We start from the raw sequence: 23711 nt of genomic DNA on the forward strand, positions 1-23711 counted from the left end.
GATGAAGGGGAGCAGCGCCCTGTCGGGAGGCGCCGCTGGATCCAATGGTCGGAGTGGCAGGATTTGAACCTGCGACCCCCTCGTCCCGAACGAGGTGCTCTACCAGGCTGAGCCACACTCCGATCAACTGGTGGCCGGCTTATAGCCAGCGCCGGCCCGGGGCGCAACAGGCTTCGCGCCGCCCCGGCAGATTTATCGACGGCGGCGCCGCCGCGGTCGCGAGGCCGGTGGAGAGGGCGCGAGGGCTGTTGCGAAAGCCGGCGACGCGTTCTAGAAGGCGCGGCGCGTTGGGGCGTCGCCAAGTGGTAAGGCAGCGGTTTTTGGTACCGCCATTCCCAGGTTCGAATCCTGGCGCCCCAGCCAGTCAAAACGCCGACGCCACAGAATTTGCCTGCGGCAGGGTTCCCGCCACGGTGCCGCGGGTTAGCTTGAGGACCACGGTCTGGCGTCGCTTAGCACGCACCTCAATCTGAGTCTTGCCCCCGATTTCTCGCCCTGGTCTGGCGGGCGCCTTTTCCGTGTTCCGTGGGAATTGGCCCGAGACTGGTTCGCAGGCGGACGCGCAGAGACCGGTTCGAAAGTCAGTCTGCACGAAGTAAAACGGCGCGCGGTGTCCCGCGCGCCGTCGCAATCGATTAGTCGGTCGAGTTCAGCCCGCGAGTAGCCGTTGTTCCTGCTCGACCCAATCGTGGGGAGGGCAGCTGTCAGTCGGCTTATAGTGAGATTGGCCGGCGCAGCGCCGTCGGCGATAGCGCGGATGATGGTGGGCGAGAGACAGGCCAGCGGCAGGAGCTTCCGGACGTTGCGCTCGCCCATGCCTTCGCTTTCGGCGATTGCTTCTGTCGAAGATAGCGAGCCATCGATCGTCCCAGACATCCACCGGCGGGCTTTCGCGATCATCGTCAGGATCTCCTGAGCCGTGTCGTAATCCAGAGTTGCAGGCAGCGATGACTGATGAGCGATGCCCTTGCGCCGTCCCTGAGGCTGCCAGGAGAAGGGGACGATGATCGTTTCATGATCCGCATGTTGATCGGCCGCCTGTCCGGCACATCGGCACTCGATGGTGATGTGGTCTCGGTGCAGGGTGACGCGAGCGATACTGTCCAAGTCCGCGGCTGCAGACACAGCCGTCTCAACTTCGGGCGCTGAGATCCTGGCGATCGACCCGGCCTCCGCCTTGCGATGCTGAAGCACAGCCTGGGAGACGTAATAGCGGTAGCGGACACCGTTCTTGCGAGCATGGCTTGGGCTCATGCGATTGCCCGCATCGTCATGAAGCAGTCCAGCAAGGGCGAATGCCGTGCTATGCGCGTTGGCTTTGCGATCGACCGCTGCGGCGGCGAGGTTGCGCTGAACCCGCTCGAATAGATCGCGATCAATAAGCGGTTGATGCTCCCCGATGTAGGATGCGCTCCGCCAGACGATCTCGCCGAGATAGAAGCGGTTCTTTAGGAGATGGGCGAGAGATCCGACCCTGAACCGATGGCCCTGCCGGGACCGGACGCCCTTACGATCGAGCGCTTCAGCGACCGCCCCGACCGAGCCTGTGTCGCAGTAGAGCTGGAAGATGCTGCGCACCACCGCAGCTTCTTCTTCGACCACGACGAGCTGCTTCTTCACGCTGCGATAGCCCAGGGGGATCGGCCCACCCACCCACAGGCCCTTGGTCTTGGAAGCCGCGATTTTGTCCCTGACCCGCTCACCAATCACCTCCCGCTCAAACTGAGCGAAGGACAACAGCACGTTCAGGGTAAGCCTGCCCATGCTCGTCGTGGTGTTGAACGACTGGGTTACCGAAACGAAGGAGACGCCATGTTCATCGAACAGTTCAACGAGCTTGGCGAAGTCGGCGAGCGAGCGCGTCAGACGATCGACTTTGTAGACGACGATGATGTCGATCCGCTTGCCGCGAACCGCCTCAAGCAGTTGCTGCAGGGCAGGGCGCTCCAGTGAGGCGCCCGACAATCCGCCATCGTCGAAGCGGTCTGGAACCAGGCTCCAGCCTTCATGCGCCTGACTCTTGATATAGGCTTCGCAGGCTTCCCGCTGGGCATCGAGCGAGTTGAAGGCGAGATCGAGATTATATTCGGTCGATTTGCGGGTGTAGATCGCGCAGCGCTGCGGCTTAGAGGTTGTCTCGCGCATCATGCGGTCCCCCGCTCACTGTCGCCAAGCCTCTGGATCTGCCCCTGACGCAGTCCAAAAAAGCGCGGTCCGTTCCAGCTTGTGCCGGTGATGCGCTTGGCAATCAGCGACAGGCTACTGTGGGTCTCTCCGTTCCAGAGAAAGCCCTCGGGCAGGATGCCGACTTCATGCGTCATCCCCTCATACTCGCGGACCAGGACGGAGCCGGTCTTGATCCGACGGCGCGCTACCCTGCCCTGCTCAAGACGCCGGAGATGACGGCTGAGCTCCGGGTCTAGCTTTCCCAGTCGCAACTCTTGAAGCCGATGCGCGACCAGCCGCGCGATCAGATCGCGCGAAAGGCATCGGGGCGCAGCCCGACGATACAGCCTTCGAAAATGGGCACGAAGTTCGTCGAAGCTAGCCGTGGATAGCGCTGCCAGCTCAGCCGCAAACGCAACTGCGCCTTTTACCGTGGCGACCCGGTCCGAAGTGGCGCTCATCAGGCGACCTCGGCTGAGGAAACGCGATAGACGCTTTCTGCCGTATCAGTGCCGTTAGCCTTCTCGCGCGAGACGGTGAACCCGCGTTTGCGGAGGCCGGTCAAAGCTGCCCTCGTTGTATGCGGCAGCCAGCCGGTCACCACAATCAGCCGGGTCAGGCTGGCTCCCTGAGGCGCTTCGAGCAGCCCAAGCACAATGGCGAGCTTGCTGCCAGACCTAGGCCAAACCTGAGCAGACTGTGGGTTCGTCGCGATTGCAGCCGCGGCTGAGACCGGGTCTGACACGACCACGTCGGCAGGAATATCGGGAGCAGCAATATTGCGAACGCGGCGAGACATTGAGAACTCCGTGAGCTGGACGACGGGACTGTCCCCGTCACCAGCGCGACCCCGCCTCGGCCTATAGCCGGCAGGGTGATCAGGAGCGCGGCGCGCGCTCACCCCGCGCCGTCCCACACACCAATGCTCGACTGCCCAACGAAGTCCAGTCGCATCAGCTCGAGAAGTTCTAGCTCGGACACCGCGCCGGTTGTGGCGGGCCAATGAGAGCAACTATGGCCCATTTGGCCCGGAATTGGCCCATTCTCGACGTTCGCAATGTCTGCTTCCGGCAGAGCCAATCAGCGAGGCAGTCCGCTGCACGAGACGACTCAATCTCTGCGGTTCAGTTCCGCTTTCCCATTCGGGCAGCTGCGCTAGGCGAGGTCGCGGCAACACCGCGCCAGTCTTCGCCGTTCACACGTTGATTAGCGGTCAGCTGCATCTGCGATCCGGCGCCAACGGCCAAGGACGCACCCCGGCGACATTCCTGCAGGCTCCGTGGCTGGACGACGCCTATGAGATCATCGCCGCCAGCAATATACTACATCGGCGGCAACGTCTCCGAGGCTCGCCGCAAGAGACGCCCCCAGCCGATTAGCTGCTGCAGAGACAAGACATGTCTCTGCCCGACCTCGTCCAGCGTCAGCCGGGCTAGCGACTGTCATATGGGCGCAGTGCCAAGTCTTTCCGCGGTTGCATATCGCCGCAAAGGCAGTGGCGCCGGGCGGGCGGCCGATGTTATCGACAGCTCAACGGATTTAGCTGCGGCGCTGGTCAGGCTCCAGCCCATCAGCACCAGCATGGGACCACGGTCGGGCAACTCAGCCAGGCGCTCCGGCAGCTTCGCGATGGTGGATGTCACCAGGGTCTCGTCGGGACGGGTTGCCCTGAGAACCGCGATGGCCGGGGTGTGCGGGGTGAGCCCTGCTGCCAGCACACGGTCTCGGAACATCGCCAGCGTGGCCCGGGGCATGTAGATCGCGGTCGTCGCATGCGGATCAGCCAAGGCCGTCCAGTCGAGGTCGTCAGGCAACCGGCCATTGCGGCCATGGCCTGTCACGAACTGAAGCCGGCGGGCATGATCGCGATGCGTCAAAGAGACACCAAGGCTTGCAGCAGCGCCCTGGGCCGCGGAAATGCCGGGCACGAGCGTCACGGCGATGCCAGCGGCATTGCAGGCTTCGATCTCCTCGCCAGCCCGCCCGAAAATGCCGGGGTCGCCGCTCTTGAGCCGGACGACGCGCTTTCCCTGGAGAGCCAGTGCGACCATCAGGTCGTTGATATCGTCCTGTCGGCAGGACGGCCCGTGGCCCGTCTTGCCGACGAGCATGCGCTTCGCCTCGCGCCGTGCCAGCTCGAGCACGCCGCCGGCGACGAGATCGTCATAGAGGATCACATCGGCGCTCTGGAGGGCGCTAACCGCCTTCAGGGTCAAGAGCTCAGGGTCTCCTGGGCCAGCGCCGACCAAGGTTACGCGGCCTCGGCCATCGTGGGTGCTCTGGAGGTGGTCCAGGGAGGAAAAGAGAGTGTTCCGTTCGATCTCATTTGGCTCTGCAGCTGGAGCCTCGAGCGCCCGGCGGGCGAACTTTTCCCAAAATGCGCGGCGGAGAGGGAAAGGCAGCGCGCGGGATTGAACCGCCGGGCGCCAGTCGCGGGCCGCCTGGGCCCAGGCCTTCAGGCCTGCCGGCAGCAATGCCTCGATCTTGGCGCGGATCGCCTGGCCAAGGACCGGAGCGGCGCCGTCTGTCGAAATCGCAACGATCAAGGGCGAGCGGTTGACCAGGGAGCCGAAGGAAAAATCGCAGAACTCAGGCTTGTCGACGATGTTGACCGGGCAACCTGCCTGGCGTGCGGCCGCGACGAAGCCCTCGGCCTCGGCCCTGTCCTCGATGTCCCCAATGGCCAGCGCGGCGGCCGACAGATCGCCGCTGCTCCAGATGCGGGAATGGACCGTCAGCTTCCCTTCGGCGGGCGAGGCCAGGAGGCCGTTGAACTCGTCAGCGCCATCGCCGGCATAGACGTGGAGGTCCGCGCCGGTCGCCAGCAACAGCTCGGCCTTCCACACAGCGCCCTCGCTCGCGCCAGCCAGTACAACATGGCGGCCCTTCAGCTTGTGGAAGAGGGGCAGTGTCGCCAGCGCCTTGATTCGGCGGCCGGGCAATTCCTGAGGATGTCTTGACGTCATCGCCCGATCGACTGGCTGGCCGGGGACGGGATGGGGCGATCGGGAGCGGGCAGGGCCAGCCATCCCAGCAGAATAATGGCAACCAGCAAACCGAAGCCGAGATCGATCCATCGCTCATGGCGGCGCGGAGGCAGGCTGTCGGCGATCTCACAGGGCGGCGTGTCCTCGGTCCAATGGGCCGCGCGTTCCATCAGCTGCGCCTCCAGGTCATCGCCAGTTGACGTCATGACGGCGTACTGGCCGCCCTGGCCTGCCGGCGACCTTCGAGAATGTTGCCGTCCCGCCGATAGCCGCGCTGGTAGGTCTGGCTCAGCCGGCCGACGGCCTGCCGCCACTGTTCGACGGTCTGTCGAGCGGTGCTGCTCTCGGGCAGTTCGATCTCGTCGAAGCCGCAGGCCAGCGCATAGTCGAACTGGTCGGGGATCAGCGGCCCCGAGGCGCGCAACGTGCCCCCGAAGCCCGCCCGACGGATCGCCTTCGCCAGGCTGAAACCCCGGCCGTCGGAGAAGGACGGGAACATCACGGCGATGAGGGCAAGCTGCGGCAGGTGAGGCGAAATGGAGTCGGCGCTCAGGGCATTAGGAACGAGCGCGCCGATCCGCTGCGCCTGCGCCTTGGCGGCCAAGGCTGGAGGCAGGTTCTCCCAGGGCACCAGCACCTGCGGCAGGTCGCCAATGGCGAGGTCATCCGTGCGTGTCCACGCGTCGGTCTTGGCACCACCTCGATCAAGCAGCAGCATCGGCCAACTCCCTGAACGCGGCCTTGAACGGCTCGGGCCCGACGCGCTTCACGGTTTCGATGAAGGACTCTCCTGTCAGGCGATGCCCCTCGAACACGCCGACAATGGCTTCGATCGCATCCGGCACGGCCTCGGCGGGGAGGCCCGGTCCGAGGATCTCGCCGATCGCGGCGTTCTCGGTCGCGTCTCCGCCGAGCGTGATTTGGTAGGACTCGATCCCGCGCTTCTCCAGGCCGAGAATCCCGATATGGCCGACATGGTGATGGCCGCATGCGTTGATGCAGCCGGAAATCTTGATGTTGAGCTGGCCGATCTCAGTCTGGCGCTGCTGATCGGCAAAGCGCTGCTGAATGGCCTGCGCGATCGGGATCGAGCGTGCCGTGGCCAGGGCGCAGTAGTCGAGGCCGGGGCAGGCGATGATGTCGGTGATCAGGCCGAGATTGGCGGTGGCGAGGCCTGCAGGACTTAGCGCCTGCCAGATCGCGAAGAGATCGTCCTGGCGGACATGCGGCAGGACGAGGTTCTGCGCATGGGTCACCCGCAGCTCGTCGAAGGAGTAGCGCTCGGCGAGATCGGCGACGATGTGCATCTGCTGCGAGGTCGCATCGCCCGGCGCTAGCCCGACCGGTTTCAGCGAGATCGTCACGGCGGCGTAGCCGGGAACGCGATGAGCCGTGATGTTGGTGTCGACCCAGCGCGCGAAATCGGGATTGGCGGTCTTGGCGACGGACAGGGACTGACTGTCCCGCGGCAGCGCCGCATAGGCGGGCGGCGTGAAATAGCTCTCGATACGGGCCAGTTCCTCGGGGTCCGCATTCACCGAGGGCCCGTCCAGCAAGGCGAACTCGGCCTCGACCCGACGGCCGAACTCGTCCGTTCCGATCTCGTGGACGAGGATCTTGACCCGCGCCTTGTACTTGTTGTCGCGCCGGCCCTCGAGATTGTAGACCCGCATGATCGCTTCGAGATAGGCGAGCAGATCGCCCTTGGGCAGGAAGTCGCGCACGACCTTGCCGATCATCGGCGTCCGGCCCAGCCCGCCGCCGACGCTGATCTCGTAGCCGATCTCGCCGCTCTCCGCGTGTCGCACGATCCGCAGGCCGATATCATGCGCCTTGATCACCGCCCGGTCATGGGTGGCTCCCGTTGCCGCGATCTTGAACTTGCGCGGCAGGTAGCTGAATTCGGGATGGGCGGTCGACCATTGCCGGATCAGCTCGCAGACGGGCCGCGGATCCTCGATCTCGTCCTGGGCGACGCCGGCGAAATGGTCGGCCGTGACGTTGCGGATGCAGTTTCCGGAGGTCTGGATGCAGTGCATCTCGACATCCGCGAGGAGGTCGAGGATTTCGGGCACGTCGCGCAGCTTTGGCCAGTTGAACTGCAGGTTCTGGCGCGTGGTGAAATGGCCGTAGCCGCGGTCGTAGCGCTCGCCGATCAGGGCAAGCTGGCGCAGTTGCCGCGAGGACAGCGTGCCATAGGGAATGGCGATGCGCAGCATATAGGCGTGGAGCTGCAGATAGACGCCGTTCTTCAGGCGCAGAGGCTTGAATTCATCCTCGGTGAGGGATCCATCCAGGCGGCGCGCGATCTGGTCGCGAAACTGCGCCACCCGGTCGCGCACGAAGCGCTCGTCAAACTCGTCATAGCGGTACATGCCGTCACGCTTTCCGGTGCTCGGCGAGACCGTCGCCGGCTTGCTTGCCCAGATCGGGGCGGTTGCTGGGGCCGAGTGTCTTGAAGCGCTCACGGAAATGGCGCGGCACCGGGCCGCTTTCGCCAAATGCAACGTCGACCAGGTAGGCATCTACTACCTGCTGGGTCGCGAGCTGTTGGACGGCGAACGCCTCGAGCCGGACTGCCTCTCCGTCGTCATGTGCGACCAGCGCGAGGCGCGGATCGCGCGTCCACGCAAGAGCGCCGTCGAGGCCCGCAGCCGCGCAGACGACGTCGCCATCGAGCAGGTCATTGGCCAGCAGGATCGCGGGCAGAGGCGGGCGCTTGGCTGCGCCGGCCATCAGCCGTTCTCCTGCCGGGGCAGCCAAAGACCATCGGTTCGCAGCAGCGGAAAAATGGCGAGAGCGGTCGAATGAGGCATCTTTATTCCGTTCGTTATTACGAACAGAATCTAGGCGAACGGGCGCGTCGGATCAATTCACGTTCGCAGGTTGGATTTTTCGAATTCAACGCATCCAAGAGTATAATCGTTCTCGATTGAACGTATGAGGCCGCGCGGAGCCTCCTGCTCAAGCCGTCGCGAAAGCGGTCGCATGCGTGATCTTGACCCTCACGCGCTCCCCGATCGCAGGCGCAACCTGGCTGGTGAGATCGAGCGCGAGTCGCTTCGTCAGGCCAGAGACGGCAATTTCCGCGCGGCGAAGCGGCCCCGTTCGCCGCAGCTCCTCGACGACGCCGGGGATCGAAAGGGGCCCGTCGTCGACGAACTTCAGATGATGCGGACGAACATAGAGCGCCGCCGCACCGCTCTGGTTCTGGGACAATCCGCCCAGCACGGGCCTGTCGTCCAGAAAGGCCTGGCTGCCGACGATTCTGACAGGCAGGCGGTTGGCCTCGCCGAGAAACTCGCAGACGAAGGGCGTGGCGGGATGGTCGTAGACGTCGTCGGGCGTCCCCACCTGTTCGAGCTTGCCTTCATGCAGGATGGCGACCCGGTCGGCGAGTTCCAGCGCCTCCTCCTGGTCATGGGTCACGAACACCGTCGTGTGGCCGGTGCGGCTATGCAGGTCGCGCAGCCAGGCACGCAAATCCTTGCGGATCCTGGCGTCGAGCGCCCCAAAAGGCTCGTCGAGCAACAGCACCTGCGGCTCGATGGCGAGCGCCCGGGCCAGGGCGACACGCTGGCGCTGCCCACCCGAGAGCTGGCTCGGATAGCGCCGCTCCAGTCCGGGGAGTTGCACGAGTTCGAGCAGGGCCTGGACGCGCCGCTTGATCTCGGCCGAGTCGGGGCGCTCCGCACGCGGGCGCGAACGCAGGCCGAAGGCGATATTGTCGGCGACCGTCATCGTCTTGAACAGGGCGTAGTGCTGGAAGACGAAGCCGATGCGGCGGTCGCGCAGCGACAGATCGCGGGTATCCGTGTCGCCGAACAGGACGCGCCCTGCATCGGCCTGTTCCAGCCCGGCGATCAGGCGCAGCAGCGTGGTCTTGCCCGAGCCTGACGGGCCGAGAAGCGCGACGAGTTCGCCGGGTTGGATGTCGAGCGAGACATTGCGCAGCGCCTGAAACGCCAGGAAGCGTTTGTCGATGGACTCGATCGTGACGGCGACGGTCATAGGCGTTTTCCCGGATCAATGACGGCGCGAGGCGGCGATGGCATCGCCATAGCGCCATTCCAGAAGGGCTTTGAGGGCGAGCGTCACCAGCGCCAATCCCGCCAGCAGCGATGCGACGGCGAAGGCGGCGGCGCTCATGTACTCGTTGTAGAGAATCTCGACATGCAGCGGCATGGTGTTGGTCAGACCGCGGATCTTGCCCGAAACCACCGCCACCGCGCCGAACTCGCCCATCGCCCGGGCGTTGCAGAGCAGAACGCCATAGAACAGGCTCCACTTCACATTCGGCAGCGTGATCGAGAAGAACACGCGCCAGGGTGAGGCGCCGAGCGTCAGCGCCGCTTCCTCGTCGGTCGAGCCGATCGCCTGCATGTGCGGGATCAGTTCGCGCGCCACGAAGGGGAACGTGACGAAGATCGTCGCGAGCACGAGGCCTGGCAGCGCGAAGATGATCTCGATGCCGTTGGCCCGGAGAAACGGGCCGAGATAACCCTGCGCACCGAAGAGCAGCACATAGACGAGCCCGGAAATCACCGGTGAGACCGAGAAGGGCAGGTCGATCAGGCTGATCAAAAGGTTCTTGCCGCGGAACTCGAACTTGGCGATGGCCCAGGCGGCGGCGACGCCGACGACGACGTTGAACGGTACCGCGATGGCCGCGACCAGCAGCGTCAGCCGGATCGCGGAGACGGCATCGGGCTCGGTGATGGCCTCGCGATAGCCGGACCACCCCCGGGCACCCGCTTCCACGAAGACCGTGATCAAAGGCAGCAGCAGGAACAGCAGCAGAAAGGCGAGCGAGACCGTGATCAGCGCGGCCTGGATGATGGGGCTTTCGCCGACGACGCTGCGTGCCGATTGTGGCTTGGCGGCGGGCGCGGGAGCAGCGGCGGCGTCATGGCGGGGCAGGGTTGCGTCAGACATCGCCGAGCCTCCGTCGCGCGCGCGCCTGGATCAGGTTCACCAGCAGGATGAGGGCGAATGAGAGCAGCAGCATCAGCGTCGCGATGACGGCGGCGCCGGCGTAGTCGAACTGCTCCAGCTTGATCACGATCAGCAGCGGCGCGATTTCCGACAGCATGGGGATGTTGCCGGCGATGAAGATGACGGAGCCGTACTCGCCGACGGCCCGGGCGAAGGCGAGGACGAAACCCGTCAGCAGCGCCGGGAGCACGGGCGGCAGGATGACCTGGAAAATCGTGCGCAGGCGGCTGGCGCCGAGCAGGGCGGCGGCCTCCTCGATGTCGCCCTGGGCTTCCTCCAGCACGGGTTGCACCATCCGCACCACGAAGGGCAACCCGATGAAGATCAGGGCAACCATCACGCCGAGCGGCGTATAGGCCACCTTGATGTCGAGGGGGGCGAGCAGGGCGCCGACCCACCCGTTCGGGGCGTAGATCGCCGCAAGTGCGATGCCCGCGACCGCGGTGGGCAAGGCAAATGGCAGGTCGACGGCGGCATCGATCAGGCGGCGGCCAGGGAAGTCATAGCGAACCAGCACCCAGGCCAGGATGAGGCCGAAGGCGGCGTTGATGCACGCCGCGAAGAGGGCGCCCAGGAAGGACAGGCGCAGCGCCGCCAACGTGCGTGGCGAGGTCGCAATGGCCCAGATCTCGGCCGGGCCGGCGCTCGCGGCCTTGATGAATAAGGCCGCAAGCGGGATCAGGACGACCAGCGACAGCGCCGTGAGCGTGATGCCGAGCGACAGGCCGAGACCCGGAAGGACGCTCGGCCGGCGCCATGCCGACGGGGCTGCGGCGCGTCCGGCCATCACTCAGCGCGCCGGCTTGTAGAGCTGGTCGAAGGTGCCGCCGTCACCGAAATGGGTCGCTTGCGCCTTGGCCCATCCACCGAAGACAGCGTCGATGGTGACAAGGTCGACCTTCGGGAAATTGGCGATGTCCTTGGGGTCAGCGGCTTCAGGATTGCGCGGACGGTAGAAGTGCTTGGCGATGATCGCCTGGCCCTTCGGCGTGTAGAGGAAGTCAAGATAGGCCTGAGCTTCGGCCCGCGTGCCCTTGGCGTCGACATTGGCGTCCACGATGGCGACCGGCGGCTCGGCGAGGATCGACAGGCTCGGAACGACGATGTCGAACTTGTCGGGGCCGAACTCCTTCAGGGCGAGGAACGCCTCGTTCTCCCAGGACAGGAAGACGTCGCCAATGCCGCGCTGGGTGAAGGTCGTGGTGGCGCCGCGCGCGCCGGTGTCGAGCACCGGGACGTTGGCGAGCAGCTTGGCGACATAGTCGCGGACCTTGGCGTCGTCCTTGTTGAACGCCTTCTCGGCATAGGCCCAGGCGGCAAGGTAGTTCCAGCGGGCGCCGCCGGACGTCTTGGGGTTGGGCGTGATGATCTGAACGCCGGGCTTGACCAGATCGCCCCAGTCCTTGATCGCCTTCGGATTGCCCTTGCGCACCAGGAACACGATCGTCGAGGTGTAGGGCGAGGAGTTCTGCGGCAGGCGCGACTGCCAGTTCTCGGGCAGCTTCTTCGAACGCTGTGCGACGGCGTCGACGTCGCCCGCCAGCGCCAGCGTCAGCACATCGGCGTTGAGCCCGTCGATGACGGTGCGCGCCTGTGCGCCGGAACCGCCATGGGACTGGCGGATCGTCGTGATCTTCTTCGCGTTCTTGGCGTTCCACTCCGCGATGAAAGCGGCGTTGATCTCGCGATAGAGCTCCCGGGTCGGGTCGTATGAGACGTTCAACAGCTCGGTCTGGGCACGCGCGCCGGCAACGATGCCGAAGCACAGCGAGAACGCCCCCAGGACGAGGCCGGCATGAACCAAACGATGAATCAAGGGGCGGGGCATCTTGCTCTCCGTCGTTGAGAACAACCGGCCAGCGGGCCGTTGTTCTTTTTACAGAACGAAGCGTATGCTTTGACGAGGCAGCCTACAAGCATTTGCGGCAGCACTGTGTTTCAAACTTGGCCCGCCGGAGAGAACGGCCTCCTGCGCCGCACGGTGGTTTCAGGATAGCGATCTTCTCGTCCTTCGGTCACGGCCGCGAGACTATCAGATGCCGTCTCCGAGAACATTTTCCGAAGCGAGCCGGTTCCGGTGGTCGCGGCGAAGCCAGATCCGCTGCGCCAGGATCGATGCGGCGGATAGGATGAGCGGTCGGAACACCCAGTCGACGGCTGCGACAAGCAGGGCCGTGCCGAGGCTCTCCGTTGCGCCATAGACGCACACGCCCAGTACAGCGCCTGTGATCCCGTGGCCTGCAATGGTGCCCGCGGTCTTCGTCCGCGCCAGCGAACCGGCGGGTCCAACAAAGTGCTGCAGTGCAGATCGGAAGGCGGCGAGGCGTCCGGTGCGCCCAGGGCTGGCCACGGCCGACGGGGCTGCCGTGGCAGCCTCGACAAAGCCGAACGCCACCGTCTCGTGGCTGATCATGTCGACTAGGATGAATCCGCCGAGCTGCGTGCTGGCTGCGAACGGGAGAACGGCGATCGGCCGGTCGAGAGCGATCGTGACCTTCCCGATATCGTTCATGGCCAGCGTCGCTGCCGACACCGGTGCCAGCGATGCCACGTCGATGCTGAAGTGCAGTGTCGAAACGGTCGCATGGGCATGAGCGCTGGCAAGCTTCAGCGCGTAGCGCTGGCCTTGAGCAAGGGGAACCTCGCTGGTCCAGAGCAGCCGGGCTTCGAGGCTTTGCTGCACCGGCGGACGCCGCGCCGCATCGACGATGACGTCGCCGCGTGAAATGTCGATCTCGTTCGTCAGCGTCACGGTCAGGGCCTGACCTGCCGAGGCGTTCCCCACCTCCCCGGCGGGGGCAAGGATGCGCGCGATATGGCTCGTCCGACCCGACGGCAGGATGGCGACGGCATCGCCCGGCTTCAGCTGCCCTTGCGCCAGATTGCCGCTATAGCCGCGGAAGCCGGAATCAGGCCGGTTGACCCATTGTACCGGCAGGACCGCACCCTGATGATCTTGCTCAGGGTTCTCCCATGACACGGTTTCGAGGTGAGCCAGCAAAGGCTCTCCCCGGTACCAGCGCATCGCGGCAGAGCGCGTCGTGACGTTGTCGCCATCGCGTGCCGACACGGGGATGAACGTGATCTGCGCAAAGCCGAGAGCGGCCGTCGCAGCCCGGTAATCGGCGCAGATCCGCTCGAAGACGGCTTCGTCATAGCCGACCAGATCCATCTTGTTGATGGCGACCACGACATGGCGGACGCCGACCAGCGAGACGATAAAGGAGTGTCGCAGTGTCTGCTTCAGCAAGCCCAGCCGCGCATCGACCAGGATGACGGCTAGGTCGGCGGTCGAAGCACCGGTCGCCATGTTGCGGGTGTACTGCTCATGGCCTGGCGTATCGGCGACGATGAAGGCGCGTTGGGGTGTCGAGAAATAGCGATAGGCGACGTCGATGGTGATGCCCTGCTCGCGCTCGGCCGTCAGCCCGTCGACCAGCAGAGCGAAATCGATCTTGTCGCCCTGCGTGCCGAACTTTCGCGAATCCCGCTTGAGCGTACCGAGCTGGTCCTCAAAAACAGCGCCCGTCTCGTAGAGAATGCGGCCAATGAGCGTCGACTTGCCGTCGTCGACGGAGCCGCAGGTGATGAAGCGCAGCAGGGAGCGCGTCCGAGGACCGTCGTCATTGGCCGGGCCGTCTCCCAGCACGGGCACGGTCGTGGCGCGCTGCCGGGCACTGGCGACACTCATCAGAAATAGCCTTCCTGCTTCTTCTGCTCCATCGAGCCGGAACCGTCATGGTCGATGACGCGCCCCTGTCGCTCGGAACTCTGCGATGCGCGCATCTCTGCGATGATGTCGGTCAAGGTGGTGGCGTCGCTCTCGATCGCACCCGTCAGCGGATAGCAACCGAGCGTGCGGAATCGCACCATCCGGGTCTCGACGACCTCGCCCGGCTGCAGCGGCAACCGGTCATCGTCGCGCATGATCCAGGCGTCGCCGCGGCGCACGACCGGGCGTGGTGCGGCGAAATAGAGAGGTACGACCGGGATGCGTTCGAGCGCGATGTAGTCCCAGACGTCGGCCTCCGTCCAATTGGACAGCGGGAACACGCGAAAACTCTCGCCCGCCTTCTTGGCGGTGTTGAAGAGCGACCAGGGCTCGGGCCGCTGGTTTTTCGGATCCCAGCGATGGTCTGCGCTGCGCAGCGAGAACACGCGCTCCTTCGCGCGCGTCTTTTCCTCGTCCCGACGCGCGCCCCCAAAGGCCGCGTCGAAGCCATGCGCGTCGAGCGCCTGCTTCAACCCTTGCGTCTTCATCACATCGGTATGGATGCGCGAACCCGACGCGATCGGGTTGATGCCGGCCTTCACGCCATCGTGGTTGATATGGACGATGAGATCGAGCCCGAGCCAAGCCGCGGTCTCGTCGCGGAGGGCGATCATCTCCCGGAATTTCCAGGTCGTATCGACATGGAGCAGGGGGAAGGGCGGTTTGCCGGGGCTGAACGCCTTCATCGCGAGATGCAGGAGAACGGCGGAGTCCTTACCGATCGAATAGAGCAGCACCGGGTTCGCGCAGGTCGCGACGACCTCCCGCAGAATGAAGATGGCCTCGGCCTCGAGCTTCTGGAGATGGCTGAGAGCGATCACGGCCGCAGCTCCGGCTGTGACGCGCGGACGAGGCGGCCATCGGCGCCGACATGCAGCCCGCATTCCTTCGCCGCGTCCTGCTCCCACCACCAGCGTCCGGCGCGCTCCGGCTCGCCGGGCGCGATCGCCCGCGTGCAGGGCGCGCAGCCGATCGAGACGAAGCCGCGGGCATGGAGCGGGTTCAGCGGCACGCCGAGTGCCTGCGCTGCTGCCAGCGCCTCCTTACGGCTGACATCGTGCAGCGGGTTGATCTTGGTCAGGCCGCGATCGGGGTCGGGTTCGAACAGCGCGACTGCGGCGCGAGCATTCGACTGGTCGGCGCGCAGCCCAGTGATCCAGCCCGAAGCGCCAGCCAGCGCCCGATCGAGCGGCACGAGCTTGCGCAGTTGGCAGCAGCGCTTGCGCCCCTCGGGCGAAGCGCGGAAGCCGTTGATGCCCTGCTCGGCGACCAGTTCCTCGATCGCTTGCGCATCCGGCAGGAAGGCCCGGATGGCGATCCCGTAGTGCCGCTCGGTCTCGGCCCAGAGATTGTGGACCTCCGGGAAGAGGCGCCCCGTCTCCAGCGTGGCGAAGGCGATCTCCCGCCCCAAGCCCGCTTCGATGATGAGATGCGTGAGCAACTGATCCTCGAGACCGAAGCTGGTCGTGAAGACCAGCCGCCCGGAGATTTCGGCCCGGGCCCTCGCCAGACGGGACAGGACGCGCGGCGCCCCGTTCCCGGGCGCAGCGCCGGGGGCTGGGTGAGACGAGGGGGCCGACTGGGCCATGCGACTGATCCGCCGGTCTGACCGGCGCCCTGAACTGGCGGGGGATTCGGGAGGCGGTGATATCGGCGCGTCGGCGCGCCGTTTTACTGGAAAAATCGGGCGGTTTTGGCCCTAAACGGTGGTTCTTGTTATCCCGAATCCCCGCCTGCGGGTCAATGAAGCCGCCTTTCGAACTTGGCTGGCTTTGGGGAACAACTCTCTCCAAGACAAGTCACGGGCAGGCCATCCCGGTCGATCCGCCTCAGGCGAGCCAGCCGAGCCTCCGGCCGAGCCTGAGTGTCACCGTCGTGCCGGCGAGCAGCGCGGCCGCGAAGACCCAGCCCGAGACCGCGCCCGCGGAGATGCCCGACAGCAGCGTACCGACCGTGCAGCCGAGCCCGATCACCGTACCCCAGCCCAGCAGCACACCACCTGTAAGGCCACGCAGCACCTGCCCACCCGTCGGACGCTTCGGCTTGAACTCGCCGGCGCCGAGCGCAGCTGCGAAGGCGGCGGTGACGATGCCGGCGATGAACAGGCCATTCGGGGTCAACAGAGCGTCGCGGATCACGGTGGCGCAGCCCCGGAAGCTGTCGAGCCCTTCCAGCCGCAAGGGCAGCCAGTCGAGACCAACGGCCAACTGCCGCGAGCGCGAACCGATCTCGGCCGTGACGCCGAGCGGCGACAGCCTCAGATAGGCGGCCACCCCGATCAGCCCGACGAAGAGCCCACCGATCCAGGCTGGCCAGCGCCGGATGAAGACATCGACGAAGGGATCCTGCGTCACGGCCGGGGAGGCGGGCGGCATCCGCCCCGTCCTGAGCAGCAGCCAGGCCAGTCCGGCGAGGATGGCGAGGCTCGCCAGCAGGCTCCCGCCATAACCGAGCTGGCGCGGCAGCCAGAGCACGGGCGAGCCGGCGATCGTCGAGAGATAGAGGTCGTTCCAGCTGAGGAAGCCGAGGATGAAGCCTCCCACAGCGCCGATCAGGGCGAAAGGCGAGGTCGATGACCCCTCGCCGAGCCGGTAGAGATGGGCGCTGATGCAAGAGCCGGAGATTGCCATGCCGGCGCCGAAGGCGAGACCGGCCAGAACGAGCGCAACGCTCACCGGGCCGATATGGGCGGTCGGCGGAAGGCGCGTGCCGCTTGGGTCGGGAAGCCAGGCGCCGAAGACGAGCGTGTAGCCCGCGATGCCGACGGCGAGGGCTGTTAGGATGCCGAGCAGACCGCGCGGGTCGCGCCGGTCCAGCCAGTCTCGCCAGATGCAGAAGAAGCAGAAGCGCGAGCGCTGAAGCACACATCCGAAGGCCGCACCGAGGATCAGCGAAAGCTGGAGCTGTGTCGCGGGCCCGCCTTGGACGCCGACAAGATGGATGGCGGCGGCAAGTCCGAGCGCCACAGCCACGGCCAGGACAATGCGCAAGAGCGGCAGCGGAGAAGACGCAGCCCCCGCGTCGGATGAAGCCGATGCGGCGGCTGCCTCGCGCGCCCGATGATAGTCGAGCGCGCCAGTGTCGTCGGAAATGCTCATGATCCTGTCAGGGGTCGACTTACTTGCCGCCCCAGACCGTGCCGGCCGGGTTGTTGATCGGCAGGCCGACCACGTTGCCGTATTCGGTCCAGGAGCCGTCATAGTTGGCGACCTGGTAGCCCAGCACGCGCGACAGGATGAACCAGGTGTGGCTCGAGCGCTCGCCGATGCGGCAGGTGGTGATGACCGGCTTCGACCCGTCGATGCCGACCTCGGCATAGAGCTTCTTGAGCTCCTGGGGCGACTTGAGCGTGCCGTCGGCCTGGTTGACCGCGCGGGCCCACGGGACGTTGACCGAGCCGGGGATGTGGCCGGCGCGCAGAGCGAGCTCCTGGAAGCCGGCCGGCGCGATGATCTTGCCGGAGAACTCGTCGGGCGAACGGATGTCGAGGATGCGAGCGTCGGTCTTCTTCTCGACGACGCTCACCACGTCGAGCAGGCGGGCGCGCAGCTTGCGGTTGGGCTCGGCGACCGTGAAGGCCGAGGCTTTAGGCGCGATCGGGCTGGTCGAGACCGGGCGCTTCTCCAGCTCCCACTTCTTGCGGCCGCCATCGAGCAGCTTCACGTTGTCGCGCAGGCCGTAGATGTCGAACACCCACGCGCCCCAGGCGGCGAACCAGTTGTTGCTGTCGCCGTAGAGGACAACGGTGACGTCCTTGTCGACACCCAGCTTGCGGGCCAGCGCCTGGAACTTCTCCGGCTTGGCGATGTCGCGCTCGACCGTGTCGACGAGGTCGGTATGCCAGACGATGTTCTGTGCGCCGGGGATATGGCCGCGCTCGAACAGGCCGGGTTCGACGCTGACCTCGACGATGCGGACCTTGGGGTTGTCGAGGTTCTTCTCGAGCCAGTCGGTGGTCACCAGCGCATCCGACTGGGCGAAGGCGGTCGTGGCGAAGACGGTGGTCGCGACCGCCACAAGAGTTTCGCGAAGACGAGCGAGGGCTGACATTGCATCGGGCTCCATGTTGTCGAGCGTGCAAAGAATTAGCTCGAACGGGCGTAAAGGGAGGGCGATGATTTGCGGATTATGCCAAAGAAGAAAGCCGTATGAGTTTTTTTTGTTGGCGCGGTCGGTGAAAGATTGTCCCGTCGCGTTGAGACTGGAGGGACAAGTTTTCTTTTGGGGCACCGGCGGCTATCCTGCTCGGCCGCATGTGACACAATCGGGTAGGGCCTCCGCGCCGTGCCGGCTCAATGGGCGGGCAGATGCGAGCGGATGATGGTCACCATCCGTTCCGCCGGTGTATTGGGCGGGAAGAAGCCGAGATATCGCCCCCGTGTGTCGAGCAGATAGACATAGGCGCTGTGGTCTACCGTGTACGTGTCAGGACCGGTCTCGACCTTTCGATAATAGACCTTGTAGGCTTCCGCGGCCTGTCCGATCGCTGCGCCGCTGCCGGTGAGTCCGATCAGCCGCGGATGGAAGAGCGACAGATACTCCGCAAGGTGAGCCGGCGTATCGCGCTCCGGATAGAGCGTGATGAAGAGAGGCTGGATAATCTCCCCATCTGGGCCAAGCTGGTCCAGCGCCCGGCCGATCTCGACCAGATCGGTGGGGCAGATGTCCGGGCAGTAGGTGAAGCCAAAATAGACCAGCAGGAACTTTCCCCGGAAATCCTCCTCGGTCCGCGGCTTTCCACCATGATCGGTCAGCGAGAATGGCCCGCCGACCGGCTCGCGGTTCCACATCAGCACGTCCATCAGCTCTGCTGCCGATCTCCGCGCTGGTTCCTGCGCCCGCAGCAGGCCGGAGCCGACCACGGCAAACAGCAGCGCGAAGGCCAGTGCGAGCGCCAGATGCCAGCGTGTGGCCGACGGTGAAGGGCGGCTGCGCGTGCGCATCTCAGGCCGAGAAAACAAGGCGGCTGCCGGTGGTGGGGACGATGATGTTCTCAGGCAGTTGGGCCTGGGCTTCCAGAGCAAAATTCAGCCCGCTGCAATGCATCGGGATGACGACGTCCGGCTTGAGCTTGCCGATCTCGGCGACGATCTGCTGGAGATAGTCTTTCGGGGCCGGCCCGAGATGGAAACCGCCGACGATGGCGTGCACCTTTTCGACACCCGACACCTCCTGCGCCTGCCGCACCGAATTGACGATGCCGACATGGCCGCAGGAACTGATGACGACGAGCCCCTTGCCGCGGATGTTGAAGCAGGTGGCGTGCTCGTGGACGTGCTCGTCCGGGATCGGCTTGCCGTCGAGCTCTGCCGGGCTGTAGTGGCTGGCGTCGCAGCCCAGCCCGTCCTTGATGCCACGTTCCACGAAGGTATTGGGCAGGATCCGTTCGACCGAGCGGCGCTTGATGTGTCCGGTCGTAAACGCATGATCGGCGACGATGGTCGGCGTTTCGCAGAGCACGGTCGTGACCTTCTGCGCCACTAGGTCACGCCGATCGAGTTGGCCGAAATCGGTGAACTGGCCCTGGACGGCGGCGGGGCTGACGCGATGGCAGAAATTGTCTTCGCCTCCGGCGTAGAGTTTCAGGTCCGGCGCGAGCGTTTGACGATATTTGGAGAGGAAGCCGTTCAGCCCGCCATAATGGTCATGGTGGCCGTGGCTGACGATCAGCGCATCGACCTTGCTGGGGTCGACCTTCAGGATCCCGATGTTGTTGAGCAGCGCGTCGGGGCTGTAGCCGAAGTCGAGTAGGATGGTGCGCGCGTCCGTACCCTGCTGCGTTTCCAGTAATAGCGAGAGACCCCACTGATTGTGCAGCACCTGCCGGTAGTCGGCACCCCGGCCCGAACCCGGCGGGACGTGCTGGACTCCCTGGACGGTTGTCGGCTTGAGGAACTGGTCATGAGCCGAGTCGATCAGGACACGCAACAACAGCCGGTCGATGGTCGGGACGGTGATCGGCGCCGCACTTGCGATCTCCACGCAAGCGAAAACGCCTGTCGCACTCGCGGCTAATGCGGCGGAGCCTTTCAGAAAAGTGCGGCGTTGGATTGCGTCGGCCATAGTCGATTGTCCCCATCTGTCACAAGCAGCGATGCTAACCCGGCGTGGCGAGGGATGTTTTCCGTATTCTACAAAGACTTTGGCAGGCTCCTCTAATCTCTCACGCATGAAGGGATGGAACCTGTCGCCGCAGGAAGCGCTAGGACGCTAAGGTGAGCGCCACGGGGCCACCCCATTTGAAGTGCCGGCATGCCCGAAGATGCTTATGCCGTTCAAAGCTAGGGAGCGCGCCGACGGCCATCGCGGGACGATCCTGCTGATCGGCAGGTACTGGACTGCCTCGACGAGCAGTTTCAGAGCCACCGCGGACCTTGTCGCTGGAGGTCTGGTTTGGGGCGGGGCTTCGAGGTCAGCTAATGGCGCATCTCGTCGTGGCGAATGGCTTGCTGTTGGTCCGTTCCAAAAAATGATCATGCTTGCCGCACTTGGCAGCTCCATCCGGGTGATTTCAACTCGGCTATCACCGGCCCGGGCCATTGAGATTCCAACCCCTCTTCTGCAGCTCCGAGATCGCCGTGTTGATCGACTCCAAGGGCTCATTCTGGCGAATGATTTCGAGGACGACATTCTCGATCGTGCAGGTCGCTTCGACCGCTTGTCCCAACGCTTCGAAATCGATGACCCCGGTCCCGATCGGATCATGACCCCATTCATCGAGGCCCGTATCGGAGACATGCACCAGTCCGATGGCCGGAGCCCCCGACAGCAGGCAGGCGACGGGATCCTCCTTGATGTAAGCCGCGTTCGCGACATCGTAGACGATCTTCAGTCTCTCGCTGTCGTAATGATCTACGACGACGAGCATCTCCTCGAATGTCGGTCGGAAGCAATACGGCGTATTCTCGAGCAGAAGTCGCACACCCGCCTGTTCCGCCCGCGGCAATAGGATGTCCAGGCTCTCATACAGCCAGCCGAACGTCTTCTGCAGCGACGGCGAAATCATCGGGCGCCGTGTGCCCGGCGAGATCACCACGTCGGCGGCGCCCCAATCAAAGGCGAGGTCGATCACAGCCTCGATGTGATCGGTGCTCTTGCGCCTCATATTGGCCGCCGGGCTCGCCAGATTGATATCGTATCCGCCCGCGTTCAGCGACATGACGCTTGCGCCGCAGTTCTGCAGACGCCGCTTCGCCGCCGCACGGTCGGACGGACTCATCTCGTCGGGCCAGCAATGCGGCGCGCTGACGGGCACCTCGAACACGCTGTAACCGTGGCCACTGAGCTCTACGATGGCGTCGATAGCGGTCGCCGACCACAGGTAGGAGAATGTGTTGATGATCATCGCTAGGGTCCTCTTTCGGCGCCGCCTCTAGGCACCCGCCGACGTGGCGTCGGCTTCAAGCGCTCTGTGGCGTGGAACTCGGGCGACCGGGTATGTGGCTGAGGATCGAGCTGCTGAATCCGCCATCGACGCAGAGGTCCTGTCCAGTCACATAGCCCGCCAGCGGGCTGACCAGGAACTCGATGGCGTTGGCGATATCGATCGGCTGACCAATTCGCGCGAGCGGAATGAGCTTCTCTCGCGCGGCCTTGATCGCCGGATCGGCATACATCTTCTCGGACATCGGCGTGTGCGTCATGCCGGGCGAGACGATGTTGGCGCGGATGCCGTCAGGCGCCCATTCCAGCGCCAGCGTCTGCGCAAGCATGGCCAACGCAGCCTTGGTCGGGCTGTAGGCGCCCGAGCCGGCATGGGGCACCCGACCCGACATCGACGAGGTGAAGCAGGCCGCGCCGCGGCTCGCCCTGAGGTGGGGATATGCGTGCTTCGCCAGGAGCCAGGGCCCGCGCAGGTTGATCGCGAACATTCCCTCCCAGTCTGCCAGCGCGAGATCGCTGATCTTGCCCGGTTTCGCGACGCCGGCGTTCGCGACCAGAGCGTCGAGGCCTCCGAACTCCGCAACGGCTGCATCGATCAGCTTCGCGGGCACATCGACGTCGCCCAGATCCCCGTTGAGAGCGATCGCCTCGCCCCCCAGTTCGCGGACCCTGACGGCGATCTCCTCCTGCTTGTCGGAGGCTTCGCGACCGCAGACGGCAATGCGGGGCCGTTCACCCCTCGCGAGCGCCGCCTCCGTGATACGCAGGCAAACCGCTGCTCCGATCCCGCGGCTTCCGCCAGTCACCAAGGCTCTCATCGATCGTTCCTCCGTCAAAATCTGTTTCTTGTTGAAGTCGTTGTCGTGCGGGCTGGCCGTCGCGGTGCCTAGACCGTGACACCCAGCGGCCAGGGCGCGAACTCGGCCGATCCGGAATCGAACAGCTCGCTCTTCGTGCGCTGGCCGGATGCGGTCCGGAGAATGAGGTCGAAGATCCGCTGTCCTGATTCCTGCACGGTCTCCTCGCCCTCCAGGATCGTGCCGCAGTTGACGTCCATGTCCTCCGCCATGCGCGTGTAGAGAGGCGTATTGGTCGCAATCTTGATCGAGGGTGCCGGCTTGCAGCCGAACACGCTGCCGCGACCCGTGGTGAAGCACACGACGTTGGCGCCGCCCGCGACCTGGCCGGTCGCCGAAACCGGGTCGAAACCCGGCGTGTCCATGAAAACGAACCCCTTCGCTGTGGCGGCTTCGGCATACTGGATCACGTCGACCAGGTTGGTGCTGCCGGCCTTGGCCATGGCTCCGAGCGACTTTTCAAGAATCGTCGTCAGCCCGCCGGCCTTGTTGCCGGGAGAGGGATTGGCGTTGATCTCGGCCCCGTGCTTGCGGGTGTAGTCCTCCCACCACGTCATGAGGTTGACGAGCTTCTCGCCCACCTCCCGGCTGACGGCGCGGTGGGTGAAGAGATGCTCGGCGCCGTAGGTTTCCGTCGTTTCCGACAGGATCACCGTGCCGCCATTTCGCACGACGAGGTCGCTTGCGACGCCGAGAGCGGGATTGGCCGAGACGCCGGAGTAGCCGTCGGACCCCCCGCATTGCAGCGCGACCTTGAGCTCGCAGGCCGAAACCGTCTCGCGACGCACATGGTTCGCCTCGGTCAGAACGTCCCGCACGAAGTCCATTCCGGCTTCGACCGTCTTTCGGGTGCCGCCCATGGCCTGAATGTCCATGTTGCGGATGCGGTCGCTCAGATTGTGCTCCTTCAGCATCACGCCGATCTGGTTGACCTCGCAGCCGAGGCCGAGCACGACGATGTGCGAGAAGTTCGGGTGGCGGGCATAGCCGGCGAGCGTACGCCGCAGGAGTTTCAGCGGTTCGCCCTCCGCCATTCCGCAGCCGGTCTTGTGCGTCAGCGCGACGACGCCATCGACGTTGGGATAGTCGGCCAAGGGCTCGATGCCAATCATCGGATGGCGCTTGAAGGCATCGGCGACGAGGCCGGCAACATGGGCGCTGCAATTCACCGAAGTGAGGATGCCGATATAGTTGCGCGTCGCGACACGACCGTCCGGTCGGCGAATGCCCTCGAAGGTGGCTGGCGCCTCCACGTAATCGGTCGGACGAACATCCTGCCCGTAGGCGTAGTCCTTCGCGAAATCGCCCATGCCGAGATTCTGGACGTGCACGTGCTCTCCCGCCGCGATATCGACTCTGGCCACGCCGATCACCTGATTGTAGCGACGCACCTGTTCGCCTTGGGCGATCGCCCGCACGGCAACCTTGTGCCCCGCGGGAATGCGAACGGAGGCGATGATCCCGTTCGCGACCGACGTACCGGCTGGCAATGCCGCGCGCGCAATTGCGACATGGTCGGAGGGGTGAAGGCTGATGACGGGGTGCATCGTC

22 protein-coding genes and 2 tRNA genes are annotated in these 23711 nt (G+C 65.1%); 1 reads left to right on the top strand and 23 read right to left on the bottom strand.

What is annotated here, in order from left to right; genetic code table 11:
• Positions 1–45: 45 nt before the first annotated feature.
• A tRNA-Pro gene (locus ASG72_RS19950) sits at positions 46–122 on the bottom strand.
• Between the two features lie 166 nt (positions 123–288).
• Between ASG72_RS19950 and ASG72_RS19955 the strand changes: the two genes are divergently transcribed.
• A tRNA-Gln gene (locus tag ASG72_RS19955) sits at positions 289–363 on the top strand.
• A 60-nt stretch (positions 364–423) separates the two neighbouring features.
• On the opposite strand, the gene ASG72_RS19960 is transcribed toward ASG72_RS19955, so the two are convergent.
• From ASG72_RS19960 to ASG72_RS20060, 22 genes are all read right to left on the bottom strand, one after another.
• Complete coding sequence (locus ASG72_RS19960; protein ID WP_056716435.1) at positions 424–2148, bottom strand: recombinase family protein; 1725 nt, start codon at positions 2146–2148, stop codon at positions 424–426.
• Positions 2145–2627 carry a DUF2924 domain-containing protein gene (locus tag ASG72_RS20480; protein ID WP_082540509.1) on the bottom strand — a complete coding sequence of 161 codons (483 nt, stop codon included), beginning with the start codon at positions 2625–2627 and terminating at the stop codon, positions 2145–2147. The genes ASG72_RS19960 and ASG72_RS20480 overlap by 4 nt, the downstream gene beginning before the upstream one ends.
• Positions 2627–2965: a DUF3489 domain-containing protein gene (locus tag ASG72_RS20485; RefSeq protein ID WP_082540510.1), complete on the bottom strand. Its 339-nt coding sequence runs from the start codon at positions 2963–2965 to the stop codon at positions 2627–2629. The genes ASG72_RS20480 and ASG72_RS20485 overlap by 1 nt, the downstream gene beginning before the upstream one ends.
• 643 nt (positions 2966–3608) lie before the next feature.
• Complete coding sequence (gene cysG / locus ASG72_RS19970) at positions 3609–5132, bottom strand: siroheme synthase CysG (RefSeq protein WP_082540511.1); 1524 nt, start codon at positions 5130–5132, stop codon at positions 3609–3611.
• Positions 5129–5323, bottom strand: a complete 195-nt coding sequence (locus tag ASG72_RS19975; RefSeq protein WP_156396066.1) for a hypothetical protein — start codon at positions 5321–5323, stop codon at positions 5129–5131. Before ASG72_RS19975 ends, cysG begins: the two co-directional genes overlap by 4 nt.
• A gap of 32 nt (positions 5324–5355) precedes the next feature.
• Positions 5356–5871, bottom strand: coding sequence for a DUF934 domain-containing protein (locus tag ASG72_RS19980; RefSeq protein WP_056716443.1), 516 nt, complete (start codon positions 5869–5871; stop codon positions 5356–5358).
• A complete protein-coding gene (locus tag ASG72_RS19985) occupies positions 5858–7528 on the bottom strand; it encodes a nitrite/sulfite reductase (protein ID WP_056716446.1) in 1671 nt (556 codons plus the stop codon). The genes ASG72_RS19980 and ASG72_RS19985 overlap by 14 nt, the downstream gene beginning before the upstream one ends.
• Positions 7529–7532: 4 nt before the next feature.
• Positions 7533–7889 (bottom strand): DUF2849 domain-containing protein, encoded by a 357-nt coding sequence (locus ASG72_RS20490; RefSeq protein WP_082540512.1) that lies wholly within the window; start codon positions 7887–7889, stop codon positions 7533–7535.
• A 228-nt stretch (positions 7890–8117) separates the two neighbouring features.
• Entirely contained in the window at positions 8118–9164 is a 1047-nt protein-coding gene (locus ASG72_RS19995; RefSeq protein WP_056716452.1) for a sulfate/molybdate ABC transporter ATP-binding protein, read from the bottom strand.
• A gap of 15 nt (positions 9165–9179) precedes the next feature.
• On the bottom strand, positions 9180–10088 hold the full coding sequence (gene cysW / locus ASG72_RS20000; RefSeq protein ID WP_056716453.1) for a sulfate ABC transporter permease subunit CysW: 909 nt from the start codon (positions 10086–10088) through the stop codon (positions 9180–9182).
• Positions 10081–10935: a sulfate ABC transporter permease subunit CysT gene (cysT, locus tag ASG72_RS20005; protein WP_056716456.1), complete on the bottom strand. Its 855-nt coding sequence runs from the start codon at positions 10933–10935 to the stop codon at positions 10081–10083. Before cysT ends, cysW begins: the two co-directional genes overlap by 8 nt.
• Positions 10936–10938: 3 nt before the next feature.
• Positions 10939–11976 carry a sulfate ABC transporter substrate-binding protein gene (locus ASG72_RS20010; RefSeq protein WP_056716641.1) on the bottom strand — a complete coding sequence of 346 codons (1038 nt, stop codon included), beginning with the start codon at positions 11974–11976 and terminating at the stop codon, positions 10939–10941.
• Positions 11977–12180: 204 nt separating this feature from the next.
• Entirely contained in the window at positions 12181–13839 is a 1659-nt protein-coding gene (cysN, locus tag ASG72_RS20015; protein WP_056716459.1) for a sulfate adenylyltransferase subunit CysN, read from the bottom strand.
• A complete protein-coding gene (gene cysD / locus ASG72_RS20020) occupies positions 13839–14741 on the bottom strand; it encodes a sulfate adenylyltransferase subunit CysD (RefSeq protein WP_056716461.1) in 903 nt (300 codons plus the stop codon). The genes cysN and cysD overlap by 1 nt, the downstream gene beginning before the upstream one ends.
• Entirely contained in the window at positions 14738–15439 is a 702-nt protein-coding gene (locus ASG72_RS20025) for a phosphoadenylyl-sulfate reductase (RefSeq protein WP_244488890.1), read from the bottom strand. Before ASG72_RS20025 ends, cysD begins: the two co-directional genes overlap by 4 nt.
• Positions 15440–15749: 310 nt before the next feature.
• The gene (locus ASG72_RS20030; protein ID WP_244488884.1) at positions 15750–16784 is read right to left on the bottom strand and encodes a YeeE/YedE family protein; all 1035 of its coding nucleotides are present in this window, start codon (positions 16782–16784) and stop codon (positions 15750–15752) included.
• Between the two features lie 253 nt (positions 16785–17037).
• The gene (locus tag ASG72_RS20035; protein ID WP_056716467.1) at positions 17038–17970 is read right to left on the bottom strand and encodes a sulfurtransferase; all 933 of its coding nucleotides are present in this window, start codon (positions 17968–17970) and stop codon (positions 17038–17040) included.
• Between the two features lie 242 nt (positions 17971–18212).
• Complete coding sequence (locus tag ASG72_RS20040; RefSeq protein ID WP_156396067.1) at positions 18213–18863, bottom strand: SCO family protein; 651 nt, start codon at positions 18861–18863, stop codon at positions 18213–18215.
• 1 nt (position 18864) lies between these two features.
• Positions 18865–19983 carry an MBL fold metallo-hydrolase gene (locus ASG72_RS20045; protein ID WP_056716469.1) on the bottom strand — a complete coding sequence of 373 codons (1119 nt, stop codon included), beginning with the start codon at positions 19981–19983 and terminating at the stop codon, positions 18865–18867.
• Positions 19984–20443: 460 nt separating this feature from the next.
• Positions 20444–21265 carry a sugar phosphate isomerase/epimerase family protein gene (locus tag ASG72_RS20050; protein ID WP_056716472.1) on the bottom strand — a complete coding sequence of 274 codons (822 nt, stop codon included), beginning with the start codon at positions 21263–21265 and terminating at the stop codon, positions 20444–20446.
• Positions 21266–21320: 55 nt separating this feature from the next.
• Positions 21321–22121 (bottom strand): SDR family oxidoreductase, encoded by an 801-nt coding sequence (locus ASG72_RS20055; RefSeq protein WP_056716475.1) that lies wholly within the window; start codon positions 22119–22121, stop codon positions 21321–21323.
• Between the two features lie 68 nt (positions 22122–22189).
• Positions 22190–23707, bottom strand: a complete 1518-nt coding sequence (locus tag ASG72_RS20060; RefSeq protein ID WP_056716480.1) for an altronate dehydratase family protein — start codon at positions 23705–23707, stop codon at positions 22190–22192.
• Positions 23708–23711 lie beyond the last annotated feature (4 nt).

The organism is Allobosea sp. Leaf344 (assembly GCF_001426225.1).
Taxonomy (GTDB): Bacteria; Pseudomonadota; Alphaproteobacteria; order Rhizobiales; family Beijerinckiaceae; genus Allobosea.

Coding starts and splice junctions, on each gene's coding strand:
- ASG72_RS20040 (WP_156396067.1), bottom strand. CDS start 18,863: ATGCGCACGCGCAGCCGCCCTTCACCGTCGGCCACACGCTGGCATCTG.
- ASG72_RS20045 (WP_056716469.1), bottom strand. CDS start 19,983: ATGGCCGACGCAATCCAACGCCGCACTTTTCTGAAAGGCTCCGCCGCA.
- cysN (WP_056716459.1), bottom strand. CDS start 13,839: ATGAGTGTCGCCAGTGCCCGGCAGCGCGCCACGACCGTGCCCGTGCTG.
- ASG72_RS20055 (WP_056716475.1), bottom strand. CDS start 22,121: ATGAGAGCCTTGGTGACTGGCGGAAGCCGCGGGATCGGAGCAGCGGTT.
- ASG72_RS20035 (WP_056716467.1), bottom strand. CDS start 17,970: ATGTCAGCCCTCGCTCGTCTTCGCGAAACTCTTGTGGCGGTCGCGACC.
- cysW (WP_056716453.1), bottom strand. CDS start 10,088: ATGTCTGACGCAACCCTGCCCCGCCATGACGCCGCCGCTGCTCCCGCG.
- ASG72_RS20060 (WP_056716480.1), bottom strand. CDS start 23,707: ATGCACCCCGTCATCAGCCTTCACCCCTCCGACCATGTCGCAATTGCG.
- ASG72_RS19995 (WP_056716452.1), bottom strand. CDS start 9,164: ATGACCGTCGCCGTCACGATCGAGTCCATCGACAAACGCTTCCTGGCG.
- ASG72_RS20050 (WP_056716472.1), bottom strand. CDS start 21,265: ATGATCATCAACACATTCTCCTACCTGTGGTCGGCGACCGCTATCGAC.
- ASG72_RS20480 (WP_082540509.1), bottom strand. CDS start 2,627: ATGAGCGCCACTTCGGACCGGGTCGCCACGGTAAAAGGCGCAGTTGCG.
- ASG72_RS19985 (WP_056716446.1), bottom strand. CDS start 7,528: ATGTACCGCTATGACGAGTTTGACGAGCGCTTCGTGCGCGACCGGGTG.
- ASG72_RS19960 (WP_056716435.1), bottom strand. CDS start 2,148: ATGATGCGCGAGACAACCTCTAAGCCGCAGCGCTGCGCGATCTACACC.
- ASG72_RS20485 (WP_082540510.1), bottom strand. CDS start 2,965: ATGTCTCGCCGCGTTCGCAATATTGCTGCTCCCGATATTCCTGCCGAC.
- ASG72_RS20010 (WP_056716641.1), bottom strand. CDS start 11,976: ATGCCCCGCCCCTTGATTCATCGTTTGGTTCATGCCGGCCTCGTCCTG.
- cysT (WP_056716456.1), bottom strand. CDS start 10,935: ATGGCCGGACGCGCCGCAGCCCCGTCGGCATGGCGCCGGCCGAGCGTC.
- ASG72_RS19975 (WP_156396066.1), bottom strand. CDS start 5,323: ATGGAACGCGCGGCCCATTGGACCGAGGACACGCCGCCCTGTGAGATC.
- ASG72_RS19980 (WP_056716443.1), bottom strand. CDS start 5,871: ATGCTGCTGCTTGATCGAGGTGGTGCCAAGACCGACGCGTGGACACGC.
- cysG (WP_082540511.1), bottom strand. CDS start 5,132: ATGACGTCAAGACATCCTCAGGAATTGCCCGGCCGCCGAATCAAGGCG.
- ASG72_RS20490 (WP_082540512.1), bottom strand. CDS start 7,889: ATGGCCGGCGCAGCCAAGCGCCCGCCTCTGCCCGCGATCCTGCTGGCC.